This window comes from Planococcus halotolerans (assembly GCF_003289955.1).
In the GTDB taxonomy this organism is placed as follows: domain Bacteria; phylum Bacillota; class Bacilli; order Bacillales_A; family Planococcaceae; genus Planococcus; species Planococcus halotolerans.
In genome coordinates this window covers 378,993-395,684 of the sequence record NZ_QLZR01000001.1, presented here as the reverse complement: position 1 = coordinate 395,684, position 16,692 = coordinate 378,993, and the positions used below count along the sequence as shown (strand labels likewise).

The following is a 16,692-nucleotide window of genomic DNA, read 5'->3' as shown; positions in this document are numbered from 1 at the left end:
AGGAATAAGGTTTTAAGCCTTCTAAAAAGCAGACTTTTCTGTTTAAACGAAAATAGTTGTTGTAAACCGTGATCTTTAGTATTATAATAAGCAATTGTGAAATTCCGAAATGAGGGTTCTAAAATGAAAAATTCTATATATGGATTGACGATAGATCAACTAAAAGAATGGTTCCTGGAAAATGGACAGAAAAAGTACCGTGCCGAGCAGGTATGGGACTGGTTATATATTAAACGCGTAGCGCAGTTTTCTGAAATGAACAACCTGAGCAAGGAAGTTATACAGTTGCTGGAAGATAATTTCTCAATCCGCACACTGGAACAAACGGTAAAACAGGAATCTGCAGATGGCACGATCAAATTCCTTTTCCGTCTTCAGGACGGCAACCTGATCGAAACGGTTCTAATGCGTTTCAAATACGGTAATTCCGTCTGCGTTACAACACAGGTTGGCTGTAATATCGGCTGCAGTTTCTGCGCCAGCGGACTTTTGAAAAAGAGCCGCGATTTAAACGCGGGCGAAATCGTTGAACAGATCATGCAAGTGCAGGCGCATTTCGACGCTCAGCAAAAAGAAGAGCGCGTCAGCCACATCGTTGTTATGGGTATCGGCGAACCGTTCGATAACTACACGAACCTGATGGACTTCCTGCATGTGGTCAACTCTCAAAAAGGACTTGCTATCGGAGCACGCCATATCACTGTTTCAACAAGTGGTATCGTTCCGAAAATCTACGATTACGCGGATGAAGGCCTGCAAGTCAACTTGGCTATTTCAATCCATGCCCCAACAAATGATTTGCGTACGCGCATCATGAAAATCAACAAAGCGTACCCAATCGAGAAGTTGATGGCTGCAATCGATTATTACCTGGAAAAATCCAACCGCCGCATCACGTTCGAATACATTATGCTGCGTGACGTCAATGACCATGTGGAAGAAGCGAATCAACTGGCGAAACTGCTTGAAAACAAACGTCATCTTTCCTATGTCAACCTGATTCCTTACAACGCAGTCAGCGAGCACGATCAATATCAGCAAAGCACACCGGAAGCAATTTCGGCTTTCTACGATGCACTGAAGAAAAAAGGCATCAACTGTGGTGTACGCCACGAACAAGGCGCAGATATCGACGCTGCTTGTGGCCAATTGCGAAGCAAACAAATCAAAAAAGAGAAAAAACCAGCTACAGTTTAATAATGTAAAAAAACAGCCCTCCGAATTCAATCGGAGGGCTGTTTTTAGGCTGTCGAGAAATGATCAACTTCTTAAATCATTATGCTCTAGGCAGATGCTTTCCGCGGGGAGCGGCCTGAGCCTCCTCATCGCTTCGAAAACCCTGTGCTCCTGCAGCGTTGCACGCTTCGTCGCAAAGGTTCGACCGAATGACGTTCGGTCAAACCTTTCTTGCGGGGTCTCAGTCTCGCTCTTGGTCCCGCAGGAAAGACATTGGCCGAAGCCTGTGAGGACAAGTCTTTGCGACGAAGCAGCGCAGCGATGCAGGAGCACATCTCAGTCCTTCACTGCCTGCCGCTTCATTCAGATTCTGTATAGAATCAGGGTATGTGTTCTTGAAACAGACTTTAAAGGATATCCCTTTATAGAAGGTGATCCTGAGATATGGAGCAAAACAGCGAAGACTCCCAGGGGAGCAGGCGAATGCCGACGAAGTGCAAGATCCACTCGGGCGAAGTGCAACGAGTCCGAGTTAGCTCAGCGCAAGCCCCCAGGAAAGACTTGGTCGAAGGAAGTTCGGCCGGGTCTTTGTGACGAAGCTAGCGAAGCGATGCAGGAGCACCTGTTTTCGCGAAGTTGTTTTGCGCAATATCGGTTTTTATTGAACCTTATTGAGAACTTCCGCTTTTCGTTATTTTCCACCAGAAGAAAGGTTTATTCCCTGGATAAAGTATTTCTGGAAGAAGAAGAACAGCAGAATGACGGGGAGGAGCACAAGAAGTGATCCAGCCATCAGATAATTCCATTGTGTGCTAAGCTGTCCTTTAAAGACGGCAAGCCCTAATTGGAGCGTATAAAGATTTTCATCATTCAAGTAGAGCAGGGGACCGAGAAAATCGTTCCATGCACCGTTGAACGAAAAAATTGCTACAGTGGCAAGCGCCGGTTTCGTTAAAGGAAGGCCGATCTTCCACCAGATATAGAAATGGCTGGCGCCTTCGATTTTCGCTGCCTCAATCAATTCAGTAGGAATCGTCATGTAAAATTGCCGCAGCAGGAAGATATAAAAAGCGCTTCCGAAGAAATGCGGGACAATCAAAGGATAATACGTATTGACCCAGCCCAGGTTCGCAAACAGTACATATTGCGGAATGAGTGTTACAAACCCCGGAATCATCATCGTCGACAAGACGATGGCGAACCAAATCCCTTTGCCGCGGAAAGGGATTTTTGCAAATCCGTAGGCAATAAAAGAGTTAGCTAGCACGCTGCCAATTACAACCAGTGTTGTAATTGTTATCGTATTAATTGTGTAGGTTGTGAATGGCGCAGCCCGCCAAGCCCTGATGTAATTGCTCCATTCCCATGACTCCGGAAAAAAGGAGGGGGGATAGGACATGACTTCCGCCATCGTCTTAAGCGAAGTCGCAAACATCCACCAGAGTGGTGACAAGATCAAGAGGCTGCCGGCAGCCAATAAAACGAAATTCAGCACGCGCCACATATTATTGCGATTTCCCCGATGTTCCCAGTAACGGGGCTTGGTATTTACAGCGGATTGGCTTTCCGCTTTTTCCGCGTCAGTTAAATAATCTGATTGGTCAGTTGTTTTAGCCATTTACTTCTCCTCCCCTTCATAATGCACCCACCGGGGAGCGAGTTTAAGGTTGATCAGGGTCAGAACGAAAACGATGACGAATAAAATCCAGGACATTGCCATGGCATAGCCCATATCAAAGCTTTCGAAGGCCTGATTCCACATATAAAGATTATAGAACAGCAAGGAGTTTGCCGGTCCGCCTTCACCGTTGCCCGACATGATATAGGCTTCCTGGAAAATCTGGAAACCGCCAATCAGGCTTGTTACGACATCAAAGAAAATAACAGGTGTAATCATCGGAATGGTAATGTGGACAAATTGGCGCCATCGGCTGGCACCATCGATTTCTGCTGCTTCATAGAGAGATCTGGAAACTCCCTGCATACTTGCGAGATAAAGAAGCATAGAACCGCCAACACTCCAAAGTTTCATCAGGATAAGTGAAGGTTTGGTCCAATCCGGATCATAAAGCCAGTTAGGGCCATCGATGCCCACCCAGCCGAGCAGCAGATTCACCATCCCGGTTCCCGGTTCAAGCAATTGCATCCATAAAAGATAGACGCCAACGCCGGAAAGGACGGCAGGCAGATAATACAAGGTCCGAAAAACACGGATGCCTGGAACGTCCTGGTTCAGCAATGCTGAAATGAAAATGGCGCCGAGTGTCGTCAAAGGAACTGAAAAAGCGACATAATAGATTGTATTCCAAAGGGAAGTCCTAAAAAGACCATCATCAACGATGAGCGATTGATAGTTTTCCACTCCGACGAAATCCATTCTGGATGTAATATTATAATCTGTAAAACTTCCGGCTAAGGAAAACAATAATGGCCCAGCGGTGAAAGCGAAGAAGCCGACAATGAAAGGCATGATGAAAATATAGCCGTATATACTTTCCTTGCGCCGTATGGTCAATTTTCTTTTACCCAAAGGACTTCCCCCCTTGTTTACTGGTTACTCTCGATGAGATTTTCAACATCCGCCTGCGCCTGTGCCAACGCTTCTTCGGCAGTCATTGAGCCGAGGAAGAATTCGTCTACATGCGGATTGATGTAATTATAGAATCCTGGAGCTTCAACCGGTGCAGGGGTCAGCAAAGTATTTTCCATACTTTCAATAGCCATCTGATAGACCATCTGGCCTTCTTCGGACAGTTCATCAGATTGGGCAGCTGCTTCTGCAGCTTCAATATTCGCTACATTATCAAAGTTTTCAACCGCCCAATATTCCTGCGCTTCAGCGCCTGTCAGATATTCTATGAATGCCCAGGCAGCTTCTGGATCGCTTGACCCTTCTGGAATCTCAGCGACAAATCCGCCGCCCCAGCTGGTATGGCCGTTTCCAGGCTCATATTCCGGCAGCGGTGCTACACCGAAATTCAGATCTTCAGCATACTCACTGATTTGTGTATAAAAAGTCGGCTGCTGAACGAGCATCGCCAAATCTCCACTGAAGAATGGATTGCCTTGTTGGCTGTCAATTTGTGCCTGGTATGAATTGACGACATCTTCGCCGATACGGTCTCTCCACGATTTCAGCCAGTTAAGCACTTCCACATTTGTTTCTGTATTGATATTTACAGTATCGACGTTATTATCTGCGCCGAAATAGTTTTCGCCATTTGCATTCAATAGCCATACGTCATAGCCGACGCCCCATAACGGATAAAAACCGAGGCGATCATAGTCATCGCCGTTTTTCACATCGAGCATAGCTGCATATTCTTCAAGTTCTGCCCATGTTTCCGGCGGATCTTCAGGATCGAGGCCGACTTCTTCGAATGCGTCTTTATTATAGAAGAGAACCCGTGTATCAGTGTTAAACGGAATGCCATAGGAATCACCTTCATAAAGAGTTGCATTCCAAAGTTCCGGATAGAATTTATCCGAGAAACCGTCATCCATGAATTCGGAAAGATTCATCGCCTGATTTTCTTTTCCGCGGATTGCGGTGGCGTTAATGTCATTGATAACAACATCCGGCGGATTTCCTGCAGCAATAGCCGCAAGTTCTTTTGTCCAGATATCACCCCACGGGCTGTAGGTGTGTTTCACTTCAATTTCATCCTGTGAAGCATTGAAGTCTGCCACAATCTTATCGATGACCGGGCGTCTAAGTTCGGAACCCCAGAATGACCAGAAGTCGACTACTGTTTTACCTTCATCATTTGTCTGGCCTTCACTGTTGTCACTGGTCTGGAAACCGGCACATCCACTGAGCATTAAAGTGGCGCTGGTTAGTACCAATAGAGGCATTCGCACTTTTTTCATTAGTCTAACACTCCTTTTTTAATAGAAATTGAATTCTGAAAAACTTCGACTTCCGAAGTGATGGTCCTACGACTTTCTTTTCAGAAAAGTAATGCACCCCTTTCAAGAATTATGACAAAATAACTAAAAATTCAATTTACTTCTTAGTTAGGAGTATACATCACTTCTCCTTGCTTTTCCAACCCAGATTTGTAATTTACAAATAACTCTCTATAATTAAAATAAAAATGAGTTAAGGGGAGTCGCATATGGCTGAGATAAAAATCAATAATCTGGGTAAAAGATATGATAAAGGTGCTTTGGCTGTGACCGATTTTAATCTTCATATAAAAGACGAGGAGTTCATCGTGTTTGTCGGACCGTCTGGTTGCGGTAAATCAACAACATTGCGGATGATTGCGGGATTGGAAGAAATTACGGAAGGTGAATTCTTCATAGATGGCAAACGTATGAATGAAGTTGAACCCAAAGAACGGGATATCGCGATGGTTTTTCAGAACTATGCTTTATATCCCCATATGACGGTCTATGAAAACATGGCTTTTGGACTAAAATTAAGGAAATTTAAGAAACCGGAAATCAAACGGCGTGTAGAAGAGGCGGCCAAGATTCTTGGGCTTGAAGATTATCTGAACCGGAAACCGAAAGCGCTTTCCGGAGGGCAGCGTCAACGTGTCGCTCTTGGACGCGCGATTGTGCGGGATGCTAAAGTGTTCCTCATGGATGAGCCTTTATCAAACTTGGACGCAAAATTGCGGGTGCAGATGCGCGCGGAAATCGCCAAATTGCACCAGCGCCTCAAAACGACAACTATTTACGTGACACACGACCAAACAGAAGCGATGACGATGGCAACCCGGATTGTCATTCTGAAAGACGGCGTCATCCAGCAGGTGGGCACGCCGAAAGAAGTTTATGATTTCCCGGCAAATCGCTTCGTAGGCGGATTTATCGGATCACCGGCCATGAATTTCTTCGAAGGAACAATTTCCAATGGAAACTTTCTGGTCGACGATAAATCAGTGGCGATTCCCTCTGAAACTGCAGCTTTATTGAAAGATCTTGGTTATGACGGTAAGCCGATTGCCCTTGGAATCCGTCCGGAACATATCCATGTTAACAATGAAGACCTCAGCGGTTTGCCGGCAAGCGAGTTTGAAGCCGAAATTACTGTATCGGAATTGACTGGAGCAGAAACGATTCTGTATGCAGTCTATGCAAATCAGGAATTCATTGCCCGTGTTGATGCCGACACAGCAATCGAAGCGGGCCATACAGCGACACTGGCTTTCGATATGTCGCACGTGCATTTCTTCGATATCGAAACAGGCGAACGCTTAAAAGCTGGAGAACTGCAAGCTGCTGGTGAAACTGTATAATTATTGTCAATCTGCCACTCCTTTTAAGAGGAGTGGCTTTATTTTTTTTCAGGAAAATTTAAATTTTATAAGAATTTTCAATTTATAATGATGTATAGTGTTTAAGTTTCCTTCATTAGGGAAAATAAAGGAATAGACATTTTTGGAAAAGGAGTGGTGATATTGATGGTGAAAATTGCAGTTGAAGAACCGTTTACGTCCGTACAGCAAGCATTAGTGAAAAAAGGGTATAAAGCAGTCATGCTGGAGGATAAAACCGATGCCACAAGCTATGATTGTGTGGTTGTGCGCGACAAAGAAGATTTTGCTGACTTCCATATGAACGCACCGTTAGTGGAAGCAAAAGGCCGCACTTTATTCGAAATTATCGAAGAAGTTGAAGAGCGCTTGGTGCGCAGCGGAAAAATTATGCCTCCATCTCCAATTACATCTGACAATAAGTCGGGCGGCGGCGGTGGATTTATCGCCGGAGCAGCGACTGGCGCATTGATTGGCGCAGCTGCAGGATTAATGCTGGCACCGAAGAGCGGCAAGGAATTGCAGCAAACGGTGAAAGAAAAAGCCGCTGAAATGAAAGAGAAGAAAGAAGAAAAAGCTCAAGCGAAATCGGAAGAAGATTCTGGTCCCGGCAAGCTTGACCAAGTAAAAGAGAAAGTCGGCCAGGTCAAAGAAAAAACAAGTGGCGTGACTGAAAAAGCAAAAGGCAAAGCCGATGAGCTAAAAGCGAAGCGTGAAGAAAAGAAAGAAGATAAAGAATTGAAGAAGCAGAAAAAAGCTGTTGAAAAAGAAGCAAAAGAAGAAGAAAAAGCTAAAAAAGAACATGAAAAAGCTGTGAAGAAAGCTGAAAAAGAAGAGAAGCAAGCTGAAAAAGAAGAGAAGAAGGAAAACGGCGGCATTGAAGTCGTTGAATTCGGCAACTCAGCTGTTGAAAAAAATGACAGCGGCGATGTTAACATCCATCCTGCCGGCAAAGACAATAAATAATAATGGAACCGGCGCCTCCTAATGGGGGGCGCCGGTTTTATTTTGGGCGGAAGTATGGGATGGTGGTGACTGATTTTTGATTTACGCCCAACTTTAGTGGAAATACGCCCAACTTTCTCAAGAATACGCCCAACTTCGATGGAAATATGCCCAACTTCATCCAAAATACGCCCAACTCCATATAAATGCGACAAACTAAGTTACAGTCGGTAACTGGAATCTTTGAAAGATCCGTTTTTATTCAAATCCATGCCACCTAACAATCGCGTCACTAATCTTCGATCATCCACACACAAAATCTCCCGCCCCAACCGGTTCGTCATGGGCTCGCCGGTCAGCAGAAACCAATCACGGATCGTCCGGACGTGAGCGTTTTTATCCAGAACGCCGCAGCCCGGACAACACCAATTGCCATATTGCCGCACCATGCCGATCCGGTCGCATGCCGCACACCAAACGCCGCGCCGCATCACCTCGATCGGATATCTCGCATTTTCACAAATCGGTTTCGGAGTGAAATGGACCAGCGACGCAATCATCATATCAGCCAACGCCTTCATTTCATCCAGATTAAAAATGGCTTTTTCAACCGGCAGCGTATGAAGGAACCGCGGCAGCTGGTGGGAGAAGAGGATGGGCTGCGTAGCCGGAACATTTTCAGCGATTTGTTTGGAATAGGACAAGACCAGTACAGACCTCAAAGGAAACAGAATCTCCCGCTCTCTCAGCCACTCCTCCAGCAGCCATTCATTTTCAGCCATCTGTTCGAGCGGCGACTTTCTTCCGATGACCGTTCCGTCTTCCTTCATCTGCAGCATCTGAACAGGATGGCTATTGAAGAGCATGCGGCCATTCATATTCTTCACTTCGAAAACATAAATACCCCATTGGGTAATCATCACTGAATCCATTTGGAATGCGCGGAACGAGCTCAATCTGACGTTATGCAGCATCAGATGCGGAAATGTCACTTGGCTTCTCGCGTAATAATGGTCGAAACGCTCTTCTCCGGCTTGCCCGGCAACCTCCACATAATGGTCTTTTTCGACTTGACCGTACTGTGCATGCCGTTTCGGTAAACGCCGCAGCAGTACTTCCAGCTCTTCTTTCGTTCGTGACTCCTCGCGTTCTTTCCAGATCACCGGCATCCCTCGTTTTTGATTTGAACATACCATTAAGCCCAGCACATGCCCATACTTTCATTTAAAATAAAGATTTGAACGCCGTATAAGCGCCGAAAATGAGATTTGCGCACAAAAAAATGCACCGCCCATAACGGGCTGGTGCATTATAATCTTATGACTCCAAAGCAACTTCATCAACCGAGTCATGCGGTTCCGGTTCCGGCACACGCGACAGGACGATCAATCCGATGATGAACAGGATGACGAGGCTGAATACCCCAAAGCGGGAGTCGCCGGTCAGTTGAGCGGTAACGGCAACCAAGATGGGTCCCATGATGGCAGCGAATTTGCCGAAGACGTTATAGAAACCGAAAAACTCATTGGAATTCTCTTTCGGCACAAGTTTGCCGAAGTAGGAGCGGCTCAAGGCCTGGATGCCGCCCTGGCTGGAAGCGACGAGCATCGCGAGAACCCAGAAGTCGCCGATCGTTTCCATGAACATGGCGTAGATACAAACGACAATATAAACGCAGATGCCGACATACAGCATCTTTTTGCCGGTAAAGCGGTCAGCGAGCCGTCCGTAAAGGAGCGCGAACGGAGCGGCGACGACCTGCGTTGCGAATAGGACGATCAGCAAGCTGGTGGAAGTGAGGCCTAAATCAGTTCCATATGCAGTCGACATCGCAATAATCGTGCCGACGCCATCAATATAGAAGAAGTAAGCGATCAGGAACAGAACGATGGCGCGGTATTGCCGAATTTCTTTTATCGTCTTGCCGAGGCGCTTGAAACTTTGAGCGACCGGATTCGGCTCCCGTTTGATGAAATAACGCTGATGGACATTTTTGAACATCGGAATCGAGAAACTGATCCACCAGACAGCTGTGATCAAAAAGGCGACGCGGCTCGCGTTGGTGACGGACAAAGGAAGAATTCCATTTTGCGCTAGAAGAATAATGGCAATTGAAATGATAAATGGAATGGTGGAACCGATATAGCCAAGGCCGTAGCCGAATGAAGAAACACGGTTCATGCGTTTTTCCGTTGCAACATCCACGATAAATGCATCATAGAAAAGGTTGGCTCCAGTCGCGCCGAGTGCTGCGAATATATAACAGACGAGCATCAGCAGCCAATTATCGCTCGGTACAAAAGCCAGCATCGCAGTTGAAACTGTACCCAACAGGAAGAATGCTGTGAAAAATTTCTTTTTCATTCCTTCGTAATCAGCAATTGTTCCAAGGATTGGTCCGATCATCGCCAGGATAAATGTGAAAATTGCAATGGTATAGCCGAGATATGCGGTGGAATCGGATAAACTGACTCCCGCATCAGTCGCAGCAGCTTTATAATAGAGCGGAAAGACGGCCGTAGTGATGATAATTGAATAAGCTGAACTTCCCCAGTCATACAGCGCCCAGCTTTTCTCTGTCTTCGTGAACTTTTTCATCTCCTGATTCCCCTTAGTAAATGATAATTTCATTGTACAAGAACGACAGGAGAAAAGATTCATTTTTGAATATATTTACTGAAAGTTTACATAATTTCAGGCTGAAGGTTGATAAAACATCTTTATTTGAGCCGAATCTTTGATTCAGTTAAACTAATAAAAGACAGTGAAATGAGGAGAATGGCTTTTGAAATTGATTTCATGGAACGTAAACGGCTTGCGTGCTGTTGTAAAAAAAGGCTTTATGGAGTTTTTTGAGGCAGCGGACGCAGATATATTCTGCCTGCAGGAGATTAAATTGCAGGAAGGGCAAATTGAAATGGACCTTCCCGATTACTATCTTTACTGGAATTATGCGGAGAAGAAAGGCTATTCGGGGACGGCGATTTTCACAAAACGCAAACCGCTTTCGGTACAATACGGCATTAACCATGTAAATCACACGAATGAAGGACGCGCAATCACTTTGGAATTTGACGATTTCTACTTGGTGAATGTCTACACCCCGAATTCCCAGCACGGGTTGCTCAGGCTTGATTTCCGTCTCGAATGGGAAGAAGCGGTGCTCGATTACGTGAAGGAACTCGACAGCCGGAAGCCGGTCATCCTGTGCGGCGACTTGAATGTGGCGCATCAGGAAATTGATCTGAAGAATCCGAAGGCGAATTTGAAAAACTCCGGGTTCACACCGGAAGAACGCGGAAAAATGACTGAATTTCTGGCGAGCGGATTTACCGATTCGTTCCGTTATTTCCATCCTGACTTGAGCGGGGCCTATACCTGGTGGTCCTACCGCACCGAGTGCAGGCCGCGGAATATCGGATGGCGCATCGATTACTTTATCGTTTCCGATCGCATGGCACCCAATATGGAACAGGCGAAAATCCATAAAGATGTTTTAGGGTCCGACCATTGCCCGATTGAACTTGAATTGAAATGAAAAGAGCGTCCGGAGTAAATTCTCCGGACGCTCTTTTCGTTATTCTGTCTTATGCTTGTCAAATCTTAACGGGCGCCGTCGCTTTTCTTGGTGTCCAGACTCCGGTGGCCCAGCCTCTCGAGTCGCTTCGGTCTTGCCAGCAATGGCAAAGAACGCCATTACTTTCAAGCCCTCCAGCGCTTGTCGTGGCTTAACGGGCACCGTCGCTTTTCTTCAAATCCCCATCACATTCTTCGCCAGCCGCTCGCAATTGTTCTGGTCGAAATAATCGATGTAGAGCGGTGCTTTTGGATACCACTCGTTTGTCGTGATGTTTTCCTCGACGATTTTTTTGAGGTACTGATAAACTTCCTCGAGCGAATCTGCTTTATAGCCGTAGAGGTCTGTATCGAGGCTCAGGTAAGTCCCGCGCCGCGCCATATATTCCTCTTTATCGAACATATTGAAGATGATAGGTTTATTGAGGTAAAGGAAATCCCAGGAGACGCTCGTGATATCGGTGAGCAGCATGTCGTTTTCGACAATGGCCTTTTCGATGGAGGAATGGTTAAAATCCTGGAATTCGATGCCGCTTTCCGGATGGTCGAGGCCGGTGAAATGTTTCTCGAATTTCCGCATGAATGGGTGAAGTGCGACGCGCATATGCAGGTCGTTGTCGGAAATCAGTTTGCGTATGCCTTCGTGGCTGACCAGTCCGAGCGTGTTTTTGAAATAATCGCTTTCGACAAATTCTTCTTCCGTCAGATCGAAAAGCCATTCTCGCCAAGTCATCATCATTAAAATTTTCCGGACTTGCGGAGCAGGCTGATTTGTCTTGAAGCGGTCAAAGCGCGGAAACCCGGTGACAATCAGTTTGTTCTCGGAAATCTCCCATTGGTTCAATTTCAAATCTTTTTCATATTCCGATGCACAGTTGAAGTAATCCGTCCGTGCCAATAAAGGGACATCTTCTTTTTGGATCAGGATTTTCTTGAATCCTTCGATTCCGTGGCTGACATGGGTGATGGTGGTTTTCCTGTTCAGAAACAAAAATTTATCGACGGCTGGCGCAATGTCATACATCAGGGAATGACCGTGGAATGTATAGTCCGCCTTGAAGAACAGGCGGTAGTTCCGAAAACTGCCAAGCGCCACGGCATTGGCCAGCTGTTTGTCCTGAGCATATGATTTCTTCGGATCATACATCCAGTATGCCGTCACTTTATCCTGGTGGTTCTCTATCAGGTATTTATGAAAAACAGCCGCATTGTCTTCGTATTTCTCTCCAAGGTTACCACCGACCAAAACGATTTTCTTATCACCTTTCCTGGAGGGGAAGAAAGAAAGTATATAAGCTGCAGAAACTTTCAAAAAAACTTTCAGGGGATCAAATCTCCCTCTTTCCTTCAACTCGATGCTCATGTTCAGCCCTGCTTTCATAATGATTGTTCTGATTCTAATTTTTTCATATCCCCGACGCTTTGTCCATCTGCAGAAAAATATTCATATTTCAACGAAATAGAGGTTTAATATTCTTGATAATGGGAAGTTTATAAGGTGATACAAGAATGCGGAGGAGGATTCAATATGAAGGAAAACAATGAAGATAAACACCGGAAGATGGGAACGGGAGAAAGCGAAGAAACTCTAACGACCCGGCAAGGCCATCCGGTCAAAGACAATCAGAATATACGGACTGTCGGCAACCGGGGTCCGGCTACATTGGAAAACTATCATTTCATAGAAAAAATCTCGCATTTCGACCGTGAAGAGATTCCAGAGCGTATTGTCCATGCACGAGGTACAGGAGCTTTCGGTTATTTCGAAACGTACGGAACAGTCGGCGACGAGCCGGTGGAAAAATATACACGAGCTAAGGTATTTTCAGGCAAAGGCAAGCAAACACCGTTGATGGTCCGCTTTTCCACAGTGGCGGGATCACGCCACTCGCCGGAAACAGAACGTGACCCGCGCGGATTTGCAGTTAAGATGTATACCGAAGACGGCAACTGGGATTTGGTCGGCAATAACTTAAAAATCTTCTTTATCCGCGATGCGATGAAATTCCCGGATATGATTCATGCCTTTAAAACAGATCCTGCTTCAAATATTGCAGATCCGCAGCGCATGTTCGATTTTGTGGCGCGTTCACCTGAAGCGACGCATATGATTACACTGCTGTTCTCGCCATGGGGCATTCCGGCAACTTATCGCCATATGCAGGGTTCCGGCGTTAACACCTATAAATGGGTCAATGACAAAGGTGAAGCGGTACTCGTTAAATATCATTGGGAGCCGAAACAGGGCATCCGCAATTTAACGCAGAAAGAAGCCAGTGAAATCCAGGCTGAAAACGTAGGCCACGCTACACAGGACCTGTACGAAGCAATCGAAAATGGAGATTATCCGGAATGGGAATTATTCGTTCAGATCATGAGTGATGATGAGCACCCGGAACTCGATTTCGATCCATTGGATGATACAAAACTATGGCCGCAGGATAAATTCCCATTCCTTCCTGTCGGCAAAATGGTATTGAACCGCAATCCGGTCGATCACCATGCTGAAATTGAGCAGGCTGCATTCGGAACAGGGGTACTTGTGGATGGTCTGGATTTCTCAGACGATAAAATGCTGCAGGGCCGCACGTTCTCGTACTCTGATACTCAACGTTACCGTTTGGGTGCCAACTACTTGAAACTTCCGGTCAACGCACCGAAGAAACGTGTAGCGACGAATCAGCAGCGCGGTATGATGGATGTCAAGAATCCACATGAAAATCCGTCGAATCCTTCTATTAACTATGAACCTTCCGTACTGGGCGGATTTAAGGAAGCAGACAAGGAAGGCACACCGGATCATGAACCAGCTTATAACGACCGTCTTATGAAAGCACCAATTGACCGTACCAATAACTATGGACAAGCGGGTGAGACATACCGCAGCTTCGAAGATTGGGAACGTGATGAGCTGATCAATAATCTCGGCGATGCGCTGTCTGTCTGTGATCCACGTATTCAAGATGAAATGATTGAGCACTTCACTCAGGCCGATGAAGATTATGGCCGCCGTGTACGTGAGAGTCTTGAAGAAAAATTAAAAGCAATGAAAGAAATGAAAGATGCTGAGCCAAAATTGATGGGCCAACCGGCTTCCAATAAATTGGCGCAGGGTGCAGCTAAAAAAGGGCACGAAGCTGAAAGATACTAATAGAAGCTGAAAGTCCGGCAAGCCGTTTCGACGGTTTGCCGGATTTTTTTTTAGGTTAAGAAAGTATAAATTTTTTAATGTTTGAGAAAACGCTAAAAGGAGCGAATTTCTGTCTAGACTCCAACGGCCAACTCCTCGAGTCGTAAGCCCCTCTAGCTGTGCCGCTGAAGCGATGCCGCTTCGCCAGATCGTGAAAAACCTTACTGCTCCTGCATCGCTGCGCTAGCTTCGTCGCAAAGAGATGTCCCAAATTACATTTGGTCCATCTCTTGCTTGTCGGAGCTGAGCAGCCGTTTCCGCTTTTCTACTGTCCAGACTCCGGCGACCCAGCTCTTCGAGTCATAAGCCAAATCAGCTGTGTGGCCAAGGCCACTTCGCTGATTCGTCTTATGCTTGTCAGAGCTAAACGGGTGCCGTCGCTTTTCTAAAATTCTTCAAACACTTTTGCATGTTCATCCGTTATCTTAATGAGAGAGGCAATAAATGAGAAAGCGGGGAATGGAATGGATACCGAAACGATGTATGAAAATCTGAAAAATGACTTGGTCCGCTTCGCCCGTTCCATTTCCCGGCACGAGCAGGAAGCAGATGACCTGATGCAGGACGCTCTCGAAAAGTCGCTTAAGGAAAAAGAATTGGTGAATCAGCCAATCTACAAGCAGCGTGCATGGTTTTTCAGGGTGATGAAAAATCGGCTGATTGATGATCGGCGAAAAGACCAGCGCATATCAGAGTGGGAAGAAGAAATGGATTTTCCGGAACAGACATTGGCGCTCAACCGGCTGGAAATGACCGAGTTGCTGTCGCATCTTACTCCCGAAATGGGCGATCTTATATTCAAGCGTTATTGGCTGGGGATGACCAGCAAGGAAATCGGGGACCAGCTTCAAGTCCCGGCAGCGACCATCAGATATAAGCTGCATTTCGCGATTAAAAAATTGAGAGACATACTTGAGGAGGAATAAGGATGAAACAGACAGTCGGCAACGTAGGAGTACTGAATTTATTGAATGCAACAGAACAAAGTGTCCAGGCTTATGAAAGGATTGGGAACGTTGGCCTGGTGCTTTATAGAAGCGGCCAATCGCATCTTTTGGCAGCACTCAAAATCGGCAATATCGGCAAGACGGTTGAAGTGCCTGATGAGTTCGGTTATTACAACGGTACATTGGAAATCAATAAAGATTACCTCAATTCCATCGACCAGCCGATGAAAATGGTGCTGAACGGCATGCTCATCATCGCTCACGACGTTGAGCCGGAGCAGTTAAAGAAAGGACTGCTCGACATTATTGTGAACGGGGAAATTTATACACCTTCTAAATTAGCGGGACAAGTGAACCAGCAATTTCCGCAAGGCAGCCGTACGATAGAAGTCTATGAAGGCGCCCCCCCGCGGCTTGAAAATGGCAGCATCACATTAAGCAATGCTTTTCTGGAAGCGGCGGAAGAGCCGGTTCATCTGGTTGTCAACGGTATGCTGACCATTCCAACAGATATTGACGCAGCTTTATTCGAATCAAAAATCAAAAAAATAGCCGTCAACGGCATGGTGTCCGTCCACGAAGAGCAGGAAGCATTGCTTCACCGGAAAATGGATTCTGCTCCAAACGGTATCATCGAAGTGATTCCGGCGGGTTACCGGATCTTGAAGAAAGCACTCCGCATTAATTCGCGTTCGATCAAGAGCTTCCGCAATGAAAAATTGATGACAAAAAAACCGGTAATATTCGAGGCGGACGTTCCAAGAACAGCGCTTGAAAATGCAATTGATCGCATCGATTCAAAATCATTTATCGTATGCAGTGAAGAAATTGAAGATCTGATCTATGAAAAATTGGAGCGGCTGGAGACGGAAGTGCTGTCATACAGCAATCGATATATCCTGATTGAAGGAGAAGAGCACTGGTCAAACAGCCAATTTGAATCTCTGCAGGAGCCAGTAACCCTGATTGTCGACGGCATCCTGGCAATCGATGAAGATGTAGATGCCGATACATTATTGTCCAAGGTGAATACATTGGATATATTCGGTGAAGTACTTGCGGCTTCAGCAGAGATTAAAGGTGCATTGCAAGGAAAAGTCCGGGCGAACACAGGCCGGATTTCACTGAAGCAGGAAAAAGAGGAAGAAAGCAAACCACAGAAATCCAATAATATCGGAGAGCTTTCACTATAGGAGGAGGTGCCAGGATGCTATATGACACGGAATTGGCAGCAGCAATGAAAACCTGGAGTATCAAAATGGAATCGGATGTCCATATTTATGAAAATACAAAGCAAACAATGAAAAATAAAACAGGATTTCGCTGCCGGCGATTCTGGTGACCGATATACGGACACAATTTCTGAACGGCGCTGCGAGTCCAAAAAATGAGGAGGAAAACTGATGTTTCGTACAGATGAAATGGCAGTTAAACAAAGAATGGAAGACATTCGCTCGGAAGTGGAAGCATGCCGCATGAAAAGCTGCCGTAAAGTAGGAAAGTCGGATCGCAATCCCATCTGGATCGTCCTGATCACTTTGTTCAGAAAATAATAGGAGAAGCGCCGCAAAAAAATTGCGGCGCTTCTATA

The 16,692-nt window shown here is 45.9% G+C and carries 15 protein-coding genes; 9 read left to right on the top strand and 6 right to left on the bottom strand.

The annotated features are described in order from the left end of the window. Positions 1–123 precede the first annotated feature (123 nt). Positions 124–1,197, top strand: coding sequence for a dual-specificity RNA methyltransferase RlmN (gene rlmN / locus DP120_RS01820; protein WP_112221473.1), 1,074 nt, complete (start codon positions 124–126; stop codon positions 1,195–1,197). A 670-nt stretch (positions 1,198–1,867) separates the two neighbouring features. Here rlmN and DP120_RS01815 read toward each other — a convergent pair. The 3 genes from DP120_RS01815 to DP120_RS01805 form a co-directional block, all read right to left on the bottom strand. Next, positions 1,868–2,680, bottom strand: coding sequence for a carbohydrate ABC transporter permease (locus DP120_RS01815; RefSeq protein WP_205854503.1), 813 nt, complete (start codon positions 2,678–2,680; stop codon positions 1,868–1,870). Between the two features lie 114 nt (positions 2,681–2,794). Then, positions 2,795–3,706 (bottom strand): carbohydrate ABC transporter permease, encoded by a 912-nt coding sequence (locus DP120_RS01810; protein ID WP_233786095.1) that lies wholly within the window; start codon positions 3,704–3,706, stop codon positions 2,795–2,797. A gap of 17 nt (positions 3,707–3,723) precedes the next feature. Further along, positions 3,724–5,046 (bottom strand): ABC transporter substrate-binding protein, encoded by a 1,323-nt coding sequence (locus DP120_RS01805; RefSeq protein WP_112221471.1) that lies wholly within the window; start codon positions 5,044–5,046, stop codon positions 3,724–3,726. A gap of 248 nt (positions 5,047–5,294) precedes the next feature. On the opposite strand from DP120_RS01805, the gene DP120_RS01800 reads away from it, so the two are divergent. Then, complete coding sequence (locus tag DP120_RS01800) at positions 5,295–6,425, top strand: ABC transporter ATP-binding protein (protein ID WP_112221470.1); 1,131 nt, start codon at positions 5,295–5,297, stop codon at positions 6,423–6,425. Positions 6,426–6,590: 165 nt separating this feature from the next. Continuing rightward, positions 6,591–7,409 (top strand): YkuS family protein, encoded by an 819-nt coding sequence (locus DP120_RS01795; protein WP_112221469.1) that lies wholly within the window; start codon positions 6,591–6,593, stop codon positions 7,407–7,409. Positions 7,410–7,609: 200 nt separating this feature from the next. On the opposite strand, the gene DP120_RS01790 is transcribed toward DP120_RS01795, so the two are convergent. After that, positions 7,610–8,551 carry a nuclease-related domain-containing protein gene (locus DP120_RS01790; RefSeq protein ID WP_165843689.1) on the bottom strand — a complete coding sequence of 314 codons (942 nt, stop codon included), beginning with the start codon at positions 8,549–8,551 and terminating at the stop codon, positions 7,610–7,612. A gap of 154 nt (positions 8,552–8,705) precedes the next feature. After that, the gene (locus DP120_RS01785; RefSeq protein WP_112221467.1) at positions 8,706–9,986 is read right to left on the bottom strand and encodes an MFS transporter; all 1,281 of its coding nucleotides are present in this window, start codon (positions 9,984–9,986) and stop codon (positions 8,706–8,708) included. 187 nt (positions 9,987–10,173) lie between these two features. On the opposite strand from DP120_RS01785, the gene DP120_RS01780 reads away from it, so the two are divergent. Then, positions 10,174–10,926 carry an exodeoxyribonuclease III gene (locus tag DP120_RS01780; protein WP_112221466.1) on the top strand — a complete coding sequence of 251 codons (753 nt, stop codon included), beginning with the start codon at positions 10,174–10,176 and terminating at the stop codon, positions 10,924–10,926. 213 nt (positions 10,927–11,139) lie between these two features. On the opposite strand, the gene DP120_RS01775 is transcribed toward DP120_RS01780, so the two are convergent. Next, positions 11,140–12,345, bottom strand: coding sequence for a CDP-glycerol glycerophosphotransferase family protein (locus DP120_RS01775; RefSeq protein ID WP_240611939.1), 1,206 nt, complete (start codon positions 12,343–12,345; stop codon positions 11,140–11,142). Positions 12,346–12,492: 147 nt separating this feature from the next. Between DP120_RS01775 and DP120_RS01770 the strand changes: the two genes are divergently transcribed. The 5 genes from DP120_RS01770 to DP120_RS18320 all read left to right on the top strand — a co-directional run bounded on the left by DP120_RS01770 (position 12,493) and on the right by DP120_RS18320 (position 16,654). Further along, a complete protein-coding gene (locus DP120_RS01770) occupies positions 12,493–14,115 on the top strand; it encodes a catalase (protein WP_233539016.1) in 1,623 nt (540 codons plus the stop codon). Positions 14,116–14,582: 467 nt separating this feature from the next. Next, a complete protein-coding gene (locus tag DP120_RS01765) occupies positions 14,583–15,080 on the top strand; it encodes an RNA polymerase sigma factor (RefSeq protein WP_276310389.1) in 498 nt (165 codons plus the stop codon). Positions 15,081–15,082: 2 nt separating this feature from the next. Then, positions 15,083–16,294 carry a hypothetical protein gene (locus DP120_RS01760; RefSeq protein ID WP_112221463.1) on the top strand — a complete coding sequence of 404 codons (1,212 nt, stop codon included), beginning with the start codon at positions 15,083–15,085 and terminating at the stop codon, positions 16,292–16,294. A gap of 14 nt (positions 16,295–16,308) precedes the next feature. Further along, a complete protein-coding gene (locus tag DP120_RS18745; protein WP_276310388.1) occupies positions 16,309–16,443 on the top strand; it encodes a hypothetical protein in 135 nt (44 codons plus the stop codon). A 61-nt stretch (positions 16,444–16,504) separates the two neighbouring features. Continuing rightward, on the top strand, positions 16,505–16,654 hold the full coding sequence (locus tag DP120_RS18320; protein WP_165843688.1) for a hypothetical protein: 150 nt from the start codon (positions 16,505–16,507) through the stop codon (positions 16,652–16,654). Positions 16,655–16,692 lie beyond the last annotated feature (38 nt).

Excerpts from the sequence above, each read along its gene's own strand:
- rlmN (WP_112221473.1), top strand. The coding sequence starts at position 124 with ATGAAAAATTCTATATATGGATTGACGATAGATCAACTAAAAGAATGG.
- DP120_RS01815 (WP_205854503.1), bottom strand. The coding sequence starts at position 2,680 with ATGTGGCGCGTGCTGAATTTCGTTTTATTGGCTGCCGGCAGCCTCTTG.
- DP120_RS01805 (WP_112221471.1), bottom strand. The coding sequence starts at position 5,046 with ATGAAAAAAGTGCGAATGCCTCTATTGGTACTAACCAGCGCCACTTTA.
- DP120_RS01800 (WP_112221470.1), top strand. The coding sequence starts at position 5,295 with ATGGCTGAGATAAAAATCAATAATCTGGGTAAAAGATATGATAAAGGT.
- DP120_RS01795 (WP_112221469.1), top strand. The coding sequence starts at position 6,591 with ATGGTGAAAATTGCAGTTGAAGAACCGTTTACGTCCGTACAGCAAGCA.
- DP120_RS01785 (WP_112221467.1), bottom strand. The coding sequence starts at position 9,986 with ATGAAAAAGTTCACGAAGACAGAGAAAAGCTGGGCGCTGTATGACTGG.
- DP120_RS01775 (WP_240611939.1), bottom strand. The coding sequence starts at position 12,345 with ATGAAAGCAGGGCTGAACATGAGCATCGAGTTGAAGGAAAGAGGGAGA.
- DP120_RS01770 (WP_233539016.1), top strand. The coding sequence starts at position 12,493 with ATGAAGGAAAACAATGAAGATAAACACCGGAAGATGGGAACGGGAGAA.
- DP120_RS01765 (WP_276310389.1), top strand. The coding sequence starts at position 14,583 with ATGAGAGAGGCAATAAATGAGAAAGCGGGGAATGGAATGGATACCGAA.
- DP120_RS01760 (WP_112221463.1), top strand. The coding sequence starts at position 15,083 with ATGAAACAGACAGTCGGCAACGTAGGAGTACTGAATTTATTGAATGCA.
- DP120_RS18745 (WP_276310388.1), top strand. The coding sequence starts at position 16,309 with ATGCTATATGACACGGAATTGGCAGCAGCAATGAAAACCTGGAGTATC.
- DP120_RS18320 (WP_165843688.1), top strand. The coding sequence starts at position 16,505 with ATGTTTCGTACAGATGAAATGGCAGTTAAACAAAGAATGGAAGACATT.